Origin of the sequence: Kitasatospora sp. NA04385, from assembly GCF_013364235.1 — a bacterium.
GTDB lineage: Bacteria > Actinomycetota > Actinomycetes > Streptomycetales > Streptomycetaceae > Kitasatospora.
This window is the reverse complement of record NZ_CP054919.1, coordinates 1,179,581-1,191,990: the sequence shown is the minus strand read 5'-3', so window position 1 is coordinate 1,191,990 and position 12,410 is coordinate 1,179,581. Positions and strand designations below refer to the sequence as shown.

The 12,410-nt window shown below is 75.8% G+C and carries 11 protein-coding genes; 7 read left to right on the top strand and 4 right to left on the bottom strand.

Translation table 11 applies throughout. The features are described from left to right. Positions 1 to 27 precede the first annotated feature (27 nt). Positions 28 to 1,740, top strand: coding sequence for a cytochrome P450 (locus tag HUT16_RS05250; RefSeq protein WP_254897650.1), 1,713 nt, complete (start codon positions 28 to 30; stop codon positions 1,738 to 1,740). 253 nt (positions 1,741 to 1,993) lie between these two features. On the opposite strand, the gene HUT16_RS05245 is transcribed toward HUT16_RS05250, so the two are convergent. Then, on the bottom strand, positions 1,994 to 2,761 hold the full coding sequence (locus HUT16_RS05245) for a hypothetical protein (protein ID WP_176185908.1): 768 nt from the start codon (positions 2,759 to 2,761) through the stop codon (positions 1,994 to 1,996). A gap of 107 nt (positions 2,762 to 2,868) precedes the next feature. On the opposite strand from HUT16_RS05245, the gene HUT16_RS05240 reads away from it, so the two are divergent. Next, on the top strand, positions 2,869 to 3,750 hold the full coding sequence (locus tag HUT16_RS05240) for a LysR family transcriptional regulator (protein ID WP_176185906.1): 882 nt from the start codon (positions 2,869 to 2,871) through the stop codon (positions 3,748 to 3,750). Between the two features lie 11 nt (positions 3,751 to 3,761). Here HUT16_RS05240 and HUT16_RS05235 read toward each other — a convergent pair whose 3' ends face one another. Beyond that, positions 3,762 to 4,241, bottom strand: a complete 480-nt coding sequence (locus tag HUT16_RS05235; RefSeq protein ID WP_176185904.1) for a GNAT family N-acetyltransferase — start codon at positions 4,239 to 4,241, stop codon at positions 3,762 to 3,764. A 365-nt stretch (positions 4,242 to 4,606) separates the two neighbouring features. Then, a complete protein-coding gene (locus HUT16_RS05230; protein WP_176185902.1) occupies positions 4,607 to 5,425 on the bottom strand; it encodes a lytic polysaccharide monooxygenase in 819 nt (272 codons plus the stop codon). A gap of 672 nt (positions 5,426 to 6,097) precedes the next feature. On the opposite strand from HUT16_RS05230, the gene HUT16_RS05225 reads away from it, so the two are divergent. The 5 genes from HUT16_RS05225 to HUT16_RS05205 all read left to right on the top strand — a co-directional run bounded on the left by HUT16_RS05225 (position 6,098) and on the right by HUT16_RS05205 (position 12,007). Then, positions 6,098 to 7,267, top strand: coding sequence for an LLM class flavin-dependent oxidoreductase (locus HUT16_RS05225; protein WP_176185900.1), 1,170 nt, complete (start codon positions 6,098 to 6,100; stop codon positions 7,265 to 7,267). Positions 7,268 to 7,359: 92 nt separating this feature from the next. Then, positions 7,360 to 8,100 carry an ABC transporter permease gene (locus HUT16_RS05220; protein WP_254898245.1) on the top strand — a complete coding sequence of 247 codons (741 nt, stop codon included), beginning with the start codon at positions 7,360 to 7,362 and terminating at the stop codon, positions 8,098 to 8,100. Between the two features lie 38 nt (positions 8,101 to 8,138). After that, on the top strand, positions 8,139 to 9,179 hold the full coding sequence (locus HUT16_RS05215) for an ABC transporter substrate-binding protein (RefSeq protein ID WP_176185898.1): 1,041 nt from the start codon (positions 8,139 to 8,141) through the stop codon (positions 9,177 to 9,179). Positions 9,180 to 9,321: 142 nt separating this feature from the next. Then, positions 9,322 to 10,089 carry an ABC transporter ATP-binding protein gene (locus tag HUT16_RS05210; RefSeq protein ID WP_368662672.1) on the top strand — a complete coding sequence of 256 codons (768 nt, stop codon included), beginning with the start codon at positions 9,322 to 9,324 and terminating at the stop codon, positions 10,087 to 10,089. 124 nt (positions 10,090 to 10,213) lie between these two features. After that, complete coding sequence (locus HUT16_RS05205) at positions 10,214 to 12,007, top strand: hypothetical protein (protein ID WP_176185894.1); 1,794 nt, start codon at positions 10,214 to 10,216, stop codon at positions 12,005 to 12,007. Positions 12,008 to 12,060: 53 nt separating this feature from the next. Here HUT16_RS05205 and HUT16_RS05200 read toward each other — a convergent pair whose 3' ends face one another. Beyond that, the gene (locus tag HUT16_RS05200) at positions 12,061 to 12,396 is read right to left on the bottom strand and encodes a hypothetical protein (protein WP_176185892.1); all 336 of its coding nucleotides are present in this window, start codon (positions 12,394 to 12,396) and stop codon (positions 12,061 to 12,063) included. Positions 12,397 to 12,410 lie beyond the last annotated feature (14 nt).

Here is a 12,410-nt window from a genome sequence, read left to right as displayed (position 1 = left end):
TCATCATTTTCGCAACGGAGTTGTCCCGTGACGTACGAAGAGCACCCGTACCAGGGCGGGCCCGTCCCGCCACCCGGCTGTCCCGCCCACCGGGCCGGCGGCGGGCCGCGCGGCGGCGAGCTGATGCGGCTGTTCGGCCCCGAGGCCGAGGCCGACCCGGCCGGCTTCTACGAGAAGCTGCGCGCCGAGCACGGCGAGGTGGCCCCCGTGCTGCTGCACGGCGACCTGCCCGCCTGGCTGGTGCTCGGCTACTCGGCGAACCTGACCGCGATGCGCACCCCGTCCAGGTTCTCCCGCGACTCCCGCCGCTGGACCGAGTTCCGGGAGGGCCGGGTCGCCCCCGACTCGCCGGTGCTGCCGGTGATCGCCTGGCAGCCGACCTGCTCCTTCGTCGACGGCGAGGAGCACCGCCGGCTGCGCACCGCCGTCACCGACGGCCTGAACCGCTTCGACCGGCGCGGCATGCGGCGCTTCGTCACCCGGTTCTCCGACCAGCTGATCGCCGAGTTCGGCGACAGCGGCCGGGCCGACCTGGTCTCCCAGTTCGCCGAGCACCTGCCGATGCTGGTGATGACCCAGCTCCTCGGCATGCCCGAGGAGTACGGCCCGCGACTGGTCGAGGCCGCCCGCGACCTGGTCAAGGGCACCGAGACGGCCGTCGCCAGCAACGAGTACGTGGTCGAGTCGCTGCGCCGCACCGTGGAGCGCAAGCGCAGCGAACCCGGGCAGGACCTGATCACCTGGTTGATCGAGCACCCCTCCGGGCTGAGCGAGGAGGAGGTGCTGGAGCACCTGCGCTCGGTGCTGCTCGCCGCCAACGAGACCACCATCAACCTGATCTCCGAGACGCTGAAGATGGTCCTCACCGACAGCCGTTTCCGCGCCCACCTGTCCGGCGGCCAGATGACGCTGCCGGACGCGCTCGACCAGGTCCTGTGGGACTCCCCGCCGTTCATGCTGGTGCCGGGCCGCTGGGCGACCGGCGACACCGAACTGGGCGGACGCGCGATCAAGGCCGGCGACATGCTGCTGCTCGGCGTCGCGGCGGGCAACGCCGACCCGGCGGTCCGGCCCGACCTGGATACCCCGCTGTTCGGCAACCGCTCGCACCTGGCGTTCGGCAGCGGCCCGCACGAGTGCCCCGGCCAGGAGATCGGCCGGGCGATCGCCGAGTCCGGCATCGACATCCTGCTGACCCGGCTCCCGGACCTGCAACTCTCGGTCGGCGAGGACGAGTTGGTGTGGCGCGGGAACTGGATGTCACGGCACCTGACCGGCCTGCCGGCCCGGTTCACCCCGCGCTCCGAACTCCACCCGCAGCAGTTGGCCGCGGCAGCGGCGGCGGCAGCAGCGGGCGGGGCGACGCCGTCCGTTCCCGCCACGCCGTCCGTGCCCGGCCCGCGGTCCGCGACGTCCGCCCCGGTGCGGACGGCCCCGGCGCCGGTCGCCCCACCGCACCCGCTGCCGGTCGCGCCCCGTCGGTGCCCGCGCAGCGGCGCGGGTGGTGGAGCACGCTGCTGGCCCGGCTGCGCGGCTGACGGCGGCACGGGCTCGCGCCCGCTTGCACCGCCGTTGCGGGCGGGCGGTGCGGGCGGCGCTCGGCCGGGTGGCACGGGTGTCGGCCCTGCGGGAACCCGGTCGGCCGCTGCTCGGCGAGGGCGCTGCCGTGCACCGTCAAGTCCCTTGCCGGGTAAGAGCGTTCGGCGGCAGAGCGGCAGAGCGGTACGGCTGCGCTGCTGACGGCGGCACCGGCTCGCACCCGTTTGCACCGGCGGTGCGGGCGGGCGGCGCTCGGTCGGTCCTCGGGGACGGTCGCCGGGGCGGCCGGGTGGTGCGGGTGCCGGTCCTTCGGGAACCCGGTCGGCCGCTGCCGTGCACCGCTAAGTCCCTTGCCGGGTCGGCGCGTTCGGCGGCATAACGGCGGCACGGCGGCGGGCGGGGCGGGTCCGGGCCTGGATCGAGCGACCCCGGCCCCGGCGTCCCCGCCGGAGGGCTACGCCCCGCGAGCCGCCGCGACCCGGGCGGCCGCCTCGGCGAAGGCCCGGACGAACGGGTGCGGGCCCTCGTGCTCCGGGGACAGCTCGGGCTGGAACAGCGTCGCCAACCAGAAGGGGTGGGACGGCAGTTCGGCGATCCGGACCTCGCCGTCCACGTCGTGCCCGGTGAACCGCATGCCGTGCGCCCGCAGGACGTCCAGGTACCCGGGGGCCAGGGTGTAGCCGCAGTTGTAGCGAGCGGTGGCCCGCTCCGCGCCCAGCAGTCGGTGCGCGGCCGACCCCGGCACCAGCCGGATGCCGCCCTCCTGCCGGTACAGCGAGCAGGACAGCGGCACGATCACCAACTCCTCGGCCTCCGGCTGCTGTTCGGCGTGCGCCGCGTCGGCGATCCCGCACGCGTGCCGGGCGAACTCCAGCACCGCGTGCTGGAACCCGCCGCACGTCCCCAGGAACGGCAGCCCCCGCTCCCGGGCGGTCCCGGCCGCCGCCACCGCCCCGGCCTCGCTGCGGTACGGGCTGCCCGGCACCAGCCACACCCCGTCGAACTCCGCCAGCTCCCGCGCGTCCACCTCCGCCGTCCCCACCCAGTACGGCTCGACGACCGGCCCGCCCGCGTCCGGCAGCGCGGCCAGCATCCGCGGCCCCTGCCGGTGCGCCGGGACGTGCGGGGAGCGGTCGCCGACCAGGGCGACGCGGGCGACGCGGGCGACGCGGGTGGTACGGGCGAGGTGGGCGGTGCGGGTGGCGTTCTCTCCGGTCTCCATGGTCGGCCATCCTGACCGCGCCCGGCGGCGGCGGTCCAACGCGCGTTCCTGCTGGCCCATCAGCGCGGCTGATCGGCCGGTCCGGGGATGCGCGCACACTGGTGGACGTGGACCTGCACCTGCTCAAGACGCTCGTCACGGTGGCCCGGCTCGGCTCGTTCTCGGCCGCCGCCCTGGAACTCGGCTACACCCAGTCCGCGGTCTCGCAGCAGATCGCCGCGCTGGAGGCCGAGTTGGGCGCCCCGCTGCTGCACCGCCGCCCGGTCGCCCCGACCGCCGCGGGGGAGCGGATGGTCGAGCACGCCCGGCTGCTGCTGGAGCGGATGGACGCCGCCCGGGCCGACGTGCGGCGGCTCTCACTGCCCGAACGCCCCGAACTCCTGCTCGCCGTCTCCCCGTTGGGGATGGGCCGGTCGGTGGCCCGGGCCCTCGCCCGGGTGCGCGAGACCGAGCCGCGGGTGCGGATCAGGGTCCGGGTGCTGCCCCGGCGGGCGGTGGCCGCCGAGGTCGCCGCGGGCGGCTGTGCGGTCGGCGTCACCGACGGCTACACCGCCCCCGGCGGGCCGCTGGCGCTGGGCGACCTCGGTGCGGTCCGGCAGGCCGGGCTGGGGGAGCGGCCCTGCGCGGTGCTCGCCCCGGCCGGACACCCGCTGCGCCGCCGCACCGCCGTCGACCTCGGCGAACTCTCCGACGCCCACTGGCTGGACGCGCCCGCCGTCGCCGCCCCGCTCGCCGACCTGCGGGCGGTGACCGGCGGGGCCTTCCCGGCCGCCGCGGAGTACGAGGGCCTCGACCCGGCCGCCCTGCTCACCCTCGGCGCGGCCGGTCACGGCCTGGCGGTGCTGCCCGGCCCGCTGGCCGAGAGCGCCGGTGCGACCGCCCTGCCGCTCCGCGCGCCCCGGCTGGCGCACCGCCGCGAGGTGCTCTTCACCCCGGCCCTGGACGGCCCGGCCCGGGCCTTCCTGGACGCGCTGCCGCGCGGGGCGTGACGGCCCGGGCCCTAGCCCTCCTGCGGGGCCATGTCGTAGGTCACCCACATGGTGCGGGTGGCGACCTGGTCGTACCTGGCGCGGGCCCGGTGGTTGTCGTCGGCGGTGATCCAGCGCACCACGCTCCAGCCGCGTTCGGCCGCGAGCTCGCGCAGCCGGGCGAGCAGGGCGTCCGCGGTGCCGGTGCCGCGGGCGTCCGGGGCGACGAAGAGGTCGTCGAGGTAGCAGCCGGTGCTCGCGGCCAGCGGGCGGGCGAACGGGCGGTAGTGGGCGAGGCCGGTCAGGCGGCCGTGCGGGTCCTCGGCGACCAGGGCGTCCACCTCGTGCGCCGGGTCCTGGATCCAGGACCAGGTCAGGGCGGCGGCCTCCTCGCTCTGGTCGACCCGGTAGAACTCGGCGTAGCCCCGGTACAGCGCCCGCCACTGGTCGAAGTCCTCGGGGCGGGCCGGGCGCACGGTGGGGCGGGGCAGGGCGGGGGCGGCGGACGTCATGGCGGCTCCTGGGGGCGCGGCGGGGCACGGGGCCGGGCGGCGCGGGCGTTCCCCCGCCGGACGTGCCCCCTGCGGACTGGAAGCGATCATGCTGGACGGGCCGCCGGGCCGTCGAAGCGGGGTCACCGCCGCCGTGCTGCGCCGCCGTGCCGTACTGCCGCCCTGCACCGCCGCGTTGCACCACCGACGAGTGCTCGGGGGCGGCGGCGCGGGCCCGGGCGTGCGGAAGCCCCCGACCGGGGCCGCCGGGCGGGGCCGGTGGCGGTGGTCGGGGGCCCGGTGCGTTTCGGTGGCCGGGCCGGACGGCCCTCCCCCACAGGGGGCCGTCGGCCGGTCAGCCGGGTCGCGCGGTGCCTGGTGGCTCGTCAGCAGGCGCCGAGGTCGTCCCAGACGCCCCACTGGCCGGTGGTGCCGGGCTGCTCGCCCTGGGTCCACCACTTGGAACGCCAGTTGTGGCCGCCGTAGGAGACGGTGGTGCCGCCGCTGTAGGCCGCGGTCGAGTTCCAGGCGGCGGCGGTGCAGGTGCCGGTGCCGCCGGTCCCGCCGGTGGTGCCACCCGTGGTGCCGCCGGTCGTGCCGCCGGTGGTCCCACCCGTGGTCCCGCCGGTCGTGCCACCGGTGGTCCCGCCCGTGGTGCCGCCGGTGGTCCCGCCGGTCGTACCACCGGTGCCGCCGATGTTGACGTCGATGCAGGAGTAGAACGCGTTCGCGGTGTCCGAGACGTTCCACACCGCGAGGACCTTCTGGCGGCCGGTGAAGCTGCCGAAGTTCACGGTCTGGCTCAGGTCGGCCGGCGGCTGGGCGTTGTTGCCCGGGAACGTGGCGATCAGCTTGTTGCCGATGTAGTACTGCCAGTTCGAGGTGGAGTGCCGGGCGGTGAAGTGCCAGGTGAAGGTCTGGGTGGAGGACACGTTGGTGACCTTCCAGCCCAGGTTGTCGTTGTCCAGCTCGGCGTACTCGGCGTGGCCGCCGGAGCAGCTGGTCAGGCCCTTCGGGCCCTCGACGCTCTGCGGCTCGTACTTGATCTGGCCGCAGCTGACCACGTTGTTCGCACACTGGTCCTGGCGGCTCGCCGGGTTGGTGATCCAGCCGTGGGCACTGGCGGTGCCCGCGGTCATGGTCATGCCGAGCAGCGGGGCGACCAGCGCGCCGACGACGGCGGTCACCTTTCTCTTGGTCTGCATGTGGGGTGCCTTCCTGATGTGGGGGTTCAGGTCCGCCCTGGGCCGCCGGGTGCGTCGGAACCCGTCGTGGCGCGGTGGGGCGGACACGAGCGGAACTCCTCCGTACGACCGGTTGGGACAGGTCGGGAGACGGCCATAGGTCTAGACCGGATACTGAGGGAGACGATAGCGACGTACAGGACGCGGTCAAGTGGTTGAGCGAAATGTCCGCCTCCGATGAGCGCAGTTCACCGAATATCTGACCGAACGTCACCGGACCTGCGCCGAAATGCGCGTGGGCGCGTCCGCACCCGCGCACCCGACACCAGGTGGACACGGTGACCAGCATGCGGACCGTCCCTGACCCCGACCGGCCGGAACGTGGTAGCTTCCGGCGCATGTCGCAGCGCGTATTCCTCACCACCCGGGGTCACATCGACCTCCTCCGGGTGTGTTCCGCTGCCTGTCGCCGCGCCTGAGCGCCCGCACCCCCCCGGCCCCGCCCGTAGGCCCGCGCACCCCCGCGTCCGCACGCCCGTACGTCCGCCTGCGGCGCCGCCGGTACGTCCCCGCCACCGCGCCCGCCACCGCACCGCCCGTACCCCGTCCGCGCTCCGGACCGGTGCGGCCGGGCGCGGGGCGGACGCGCCGCACCGCCCGCTGCCCCGGCCACCCCCGGAGAAGAGGACCCCCGTGCCTGCCAGCACCCCCGTGTTCCACTGGTTCCTGCCCACCGGCGGCGACGGCCGCGACCCCGGCGGCGTCACCGCCGTGCAGGGCCGCACCGGCGCCGCGACCCGCCGGCCCGCCGACGTCGGCTACCTGGCGCAGGTGGCCCGGGCCGCCGAGCAGGCCGGGTTCACCGCCCTGCTCGCGCCGGTCGGCCTCGGCTGCGTCGACCCGTGGATCCTGGCCACCGCGCTCACCCAGCACACCAGCCGGATCGGCTTCCTGGTCGCCTTCCGGGCCGGCTTCGCCAGCCCCACCCTGCTCGCCCAACAGGCCGACTCCTTCCGCCGGTTGGCCGGCGGCCGGCTCCGGCTGAACGTGGTCACCGGCGGCGACCCCGCCGAACAGCGCGCCTACGGCGACCACCTGGCCCACGACGAGCGCTACGCCCGCACCGACGAGGTGATGGCCGCGCTGCGCGACCTGCTGGACGGCAAGCGCGTCGACCACCGCGGCGAGCACCTGCACCTCGCCGACGCCGGGCTGGTCGACCCCGCGGTCGAGCACCCCGTCCCGCTGTACTTCGGCGGCGCCTCGCCCGCCGCCGAACAGGTCGCCGCCCGCCGCGCCGACGTCCAACTGCTGTGGGGCGAACCGCCGTCCGCGATCGGCGAGCGGATCACCCGGCTGCGCGCGATCGCCGCCGGGCAGGGCCGCGCGCTGCGCTACGGGCTGCGGCTGCACGTGATCAGCCGCGACACCGCCGAGCAGGCCTGGGCCGAGGCCGACCGGATCCTGTCCGGCATCGACCCGGCGGCCGTCCGGGCCAGCCAGGCCCGGTTCGCCGCCATGGACTCCACCGGCCAGGCCCGGATGACCGCCCTGCACGGCGGCGGCACCGCCACCGCCCGGGACCTGCTGGTCGCCCCCAACCTGTGGGCCGGGATCGGCCTGGTCCGGGAGGGTGCCGGCACCGCCCTGGTCGGCTCGCACGACGAGGTCGCCGCCCGGCTCGCCGAGTACCGGGCCCTGGGCGTCGGGGAGTTCATCCTCTCCGGCTACCCGCACCTGGAGGAGGCGTACCGGATCGGCGAGGAGGTCGTCCCCCGGGTGCGCGCGCTCGTCGCCGAGCAGGACGCCGAGCAGGACGCCGAGCGGAACGCCGAGCAGGACGCCGAGCGGGGTGCGGCGTGAGCGCGGCGGCGGCGGTCGTTCCCGGCGGCGCCCCGCGCACCCGCTTCGCCGAGGCGCTGCGCTGGACGGCCCTGCGCCTCCTCGCGCTCGCCGTGCTGCTGGCCGGCTGGCAGCTGGTCGTCCGGCTCCAGGTCTGGCCGCGGGCGCTGGTGCCCTCGCCGGGCGAGGTGTGGCACCAGCTCGTGCTGGCCTCCACCGTGCACGACGGCGTCCGCGGATACAGCGGCCACCTGCTCGGCGAGCACCTCGCCGCCAGCCTGCGCCGGATCGCCCAGGGCACCGGCTGGGCCGTCCTGTTCGGCACCGCGCTCGGCCTGGCGATCGGCACCCTGCGGCCCGTCGCCGTGGTGCTGGAGCCCGCCGTCACCTTCCTGCGCACCCTGCCGCCGCTGGCCTACCTGAGCCTGCTGGTCATCTGGTTCGGCATCGACGAGTCGCCCAAGGTCTGGCTGCTGCTGATCGCCGCGCTGCCGCCGGTCGCCGCCGCCACCGCCGCCGCCGTCCGCGGGGTGCCCCGCGACCTGCTGGAGGCCGCCCGGGCGCTCGGCGCGGGCCGCTGGTCGCTGCTCGGCGGCGTGGTGCTGCCCGCCGCGCTGCCGGAGATCCTCACCGGCGTGCGGATCGCCGTCGGCGTCGCCTACACCTCGGTGGTGGCCGCCGAGACCATCAACGGCGTGCCCGGCATCGGCGGCATGATCCGCGACGCCCAGCGCTACAACCAGACCGCCGTCGTGCTCGCCGGGATCATCACCATCGGCCTGTCCGGCATCGTCCTGGACGGCCTGCTCAAGGCCGTCGAACGGATCGCCGTGCCCTGGCGCGGACGATCCTGACGCACCGTCAATCCACCTCTGCACCAAGGGAGTCCACCGTGAACCGTCGCATCGCCCTGCGCGCCGCCGCCACCGCTGCCGCCGCCGTCCTGCTGACCGCCACCGCCGCCTGCTCCAGTTCCGGATCGGGCGGATCCGGCGGCAAGGGCAGAACCACCGTCCGGATCGCCTACCAGGAGATACCCAACGCCGACCTGGTGGTGAAGGACAAGCGGCTGCTGGAGCAGGCGCTGCCCGACGCCGACGTCAAGTGGGTGAAGTTCGACTCCGGCGGCGACGTCAACACCGCCGTGCTGGCCGGCTCGGTCGACCTCGGCCTGGCCGGCTCCAGTCCCGTCACCAAGGGCCTGTCCGCGCCGCTGAACATCCCGTACAAGGTGCTCTGGGTGCACGACCTGATCGGCGAGAACGAGGCCCTGGTCGCCCGCGGCGGCATCACCTCGGTCGAGCAGCTGGTCGGGAAGAAGGTCGCCACCCCGTTCGGCTCCACCTCGCACTACTCGCTGCTCGCCGCCCTCCAGGCGGCCGGTGTCGACCCGGCGAAGGTCAACGTCATCGACCTCCAGCCGCAGGACGCGCTGGCCGCCTGGAAGCGCGGCGACATCGACGCCGCCTACACCTGGACGCCCACCCTCACCGAGCTGGAGAAGGACGGCAAGGTGCTGGTGACCAGCCGCCAGCTCGCCGAGCAGGGCAAGCGCACCGCCGACCTCGGCGTGGTCACCGACGCCTTCGCCCAGGCCCACCCCGAGATCGTCACCGCCTGGCTGAAGGCCGAGGACCAGGCCGTCAAGCTCGCCAAGAACGACCCGGAGCAGGCCGCCGCCTCGATCGCCAAGGAGCTCAACCTCAGCCCCGCCGACGCGCTCGCCCAGCTCAAGCAGCTCGTCCTGCTCACCGCCGCCGAACAGGCCGGGCCCGACTACCTGGGCAAGCCCGGCGCGCCCGGCAGGCTCGCCGACAACCTGCACGACGCCGCGGTGTTCCTGAAGGGCCAGCAGAAGATCGACGCGGTGCCCGACGCCGCGGTGTTCGCCAAGGCGCTGGCCGTCGAGGAGCTGGCCCGTGCCGCCGGCTGAGGCCGCGCCGCCGACCGGAGACGCATCGCCGGCCGGGGGCGCACGGCCGGCCGGGGGCGCTCGGCCGGCCGGGGGCGCCGAACGGCCTTCCGTCGCCGAACGGCCTTCCGCCGATGAACGGCCTTCCGCCGCCGTCGAGTTGGTGGACGTCACGGTCCGCTACCAGGCGCGCGGGCGGCGCGCCGGGCGGGCGGTGACCGCCGTCTCGGACGTCTCGCTGACCATCGGGGAGGGCGAGTTCACCGTCCTGGTCGGCCCGTCCGGCTGCGGCAAGACCACCCTGCTGCGGGTGGTCGCCGGGTTCGAGACCGCCGCCGGGGGACGGGCGCTGGTGCACGGCGCGCCGCCCCGGCCCGGGCACGGCACCGGGCTGGTGTTCCAGCAGCCGCGGCTGTTCCCGTGGCGCACCGTCGGCGGCAACCTGGCCTTCGCGCTCGCCCGGCACGGCCTGCCGCGCGCCGAACGGGCCGCCCGCACCGCCGAGTTGCTCGACCTGGTCGGCCTGTCCGGCTACGCCGGGCGGCGCACCTGGGAGCTGTCCGGCGGCCAGCAGCAGCGGGTCGCCATCGCCCGGGCGCTGGCCGGGCGGCCCCGGCTGCTGCTGCTCGACGAGCCGTTCGCCGCCCTGGACGCGCTCACCCGCGAACGCCTCCAGGAGGAACTGCGCACCCTCACCGCCCGGTCCGGCACCGCCGTCCTGTTCGTCACCCACTCCGTGGACGAGGCGGTGCTGCTCGGCTCCCGCGTCCTGGTGATGGCCGCCGACCCCGGCCGGGTGGTCGCCGACCTGCCCGTCGACCTGCCCCGCGACGCCGCGACCGACCCGGCCGCGCTGCGCGGCACCCCCGAGTTCGCCCGGCTGCGCGGCGAGCTCTCCCGCACCCTGCGGGAGGCCGCCACGCCGCACTGACGGACCGTCGTGCCATGCTTCACCCGCGATGGCCGCCGCGCCCGCCCGCACGCTTGCCGGGCGGGCGCGACGGGAAGGACACGGCCGGGGCCTGCGGGGGCGGGCCGGGAACGGGGGAGCGCTCATGGTCCGTACGCTGGTCCGCAAACTGCTGCGGGACGCCCTGCTGGCCCTGGCCGCCTGGTGGCTGTGGCTGCCGCTGCTGGCCTTCCTGGTCTGGTGCGTCAAGCACCTCGTCTTCGGCGGGTTCGGCCAGCAGGACCAGAGCTACCGGCTGCTGATCGAGCGCCAGTTCTTCCCGCGCGGCGGCCTGCTGGACGCCGCGCCGCTGTTCTGGATCTGCGTGGCGATCGGCTTCGCCGGCAGCATCGTCGCGGTCTGGTACGTCGCGGACGAGTCCGGCGCGGGCCCCCGGGACTGGCGCGCCCGCCTGGTCACGGCCGGCGTGGTGCTCGCCGTGGCCGGTTCGCTGCTGCGGGCCGGCACCGGCCTGTGGGACGACGACAAGGACGCGGGCCGCTTCTACGCCCGTGCCACCGTGCTCGACGTTCCGGCGGGCGGCGCCGCCACCCCGCGCTCGGTGCTGCCGGTCACCGAGCACAGCCGCCCGGGCGACGGCACCCGCTGCGACCTGGTCGGCACCTCGGACGTCCCGGCCTGCGTCAAGACCGCCCCGATGCCGGACTTCGACTTCGAGGCCCGCACCGCCTCCTACGCGGCCGCCACCAAGGCGCTCACCGACAGCGCGGGCCTCACCTCCGGCATTCACCTGCTCGGCCACAGCCTGCACTACCTGCCCACCGCCGGGGCCGGCGGCGCCGGGGTGTGGACGGCGGTGCTCGACGGCTCCGGCGAGCAGCCGATGGAGGGCGTCGCGGTCTGGGACGGCGGCACCAACTCGGTGGCCACCTGCGGCTTCCGCGGCGAGCACGCCTTCGACCGGGCGTTCGGCGGCACCGGCGCGGTCAGCCTGCGCAACCTGCTCGCCGAGCGCCACCCCGACCTGGTCTACAGCGACCAGGACGTCTGGGGCTACTGCGACGGCCCCGACCCCCGCACCGCGCAGCCCGTCGTCGTCATCTCGGTGGCCCGGCAGACCGGTTGGAAGCAGCGCACCGTCCTCGCCCCGGCCGGCGTCCTGGTGCTCAAGGGCTCCGCCGACGGCCGCCCCGACATCGACTACCGGCCCGCCGCCGCCCCCGGCGACCTGCCCGGCGCGGTCTACCCGGCCTCGGTGGTCCGCTCCCAGATCCACGAGGTGCAGTGGCTCGGCGGCCGCGGCGCCAAGGACGACCGGAACTTCGGCTACGACCACACCTCGGCCGCCGCCAACGCCGCCAACCCCGGCGAGTTCCTGCTCCGCTCCAAGGCCGACGGGCACCTGTACTACGTGACGCCGCTGGTGCCCCGGGAGAGTTCCTCCCAGCTGGTCGTCGCCTTCGCCGTCCTCCAGGCCGACCGGGTCGGCGACGGCCTCAACGACCTGCACGTGTACGTCCGCGCCGACGACGCGCCCTCCGTCAACCTGGACGTGCTGGCCAGCCGGATGGTCTCCTACATGGCCCAGCAGACCTCGATCAGCATCAGCGTCGGCGAGAACGGCGCCCTCCAGGAGATCGTCCCGTTCGGGCACGACATGTGGCGCGGCTTCGTCGACTTCAACGGCCAGACCCAGGACTACATCGACCTCTCCGGGGACGCCACCGTCACCCCCAACCTGGTCTCCCTGCACGGCCGGATCACCCCGCCGGGCGGCCAGCCGCAGCCCGAACCCACCACGACGCCCACCCCGCAGCCCACCGACCCGGCGGCTCCGGCCACGGACTGCGGCGGCGACCCGGCGCGGCTCTCCGACCGCCAACTCGCGGACTGCATCGCCGAGTTGTCCCGCACCCTGCAAGGCCGCCTGCCGTCCTGACCGGCCTGACCGCCCCGGCCGCCCTCGCCGCCCCGGTTGTCCCGAGCGGCCGGTCAGGGCGGCCCCGCCGGGCCCCGGACCAGCCGGACCAGTTCCACCGGCGGCAGGACGGTCGGCATGTCGTCCGTCACCCAGGCGTACTCCAGCGCGCTCAGGCCGTCCTCGTCGGCCCACAGCAGGAACTCGCCGGTGTACCCGCCCGCGGCGTCGCGCACCTCGCCGCCCACCGGGAGCAGCCACGAGCGGGACCCGGTGGGGCGGTGGCCGGGCCGGGCCAGGTCGACGCTGAGCGAACCGGGGAACCACGCCCCGAGCACCTCGACCTCGTCCAGCCCGGCCCGCAGCCCGGCCGCGCCCGGGAAGTCCGCCGAGAGCAGGTGCTCCAGCACCGCGCGCTCGGCGG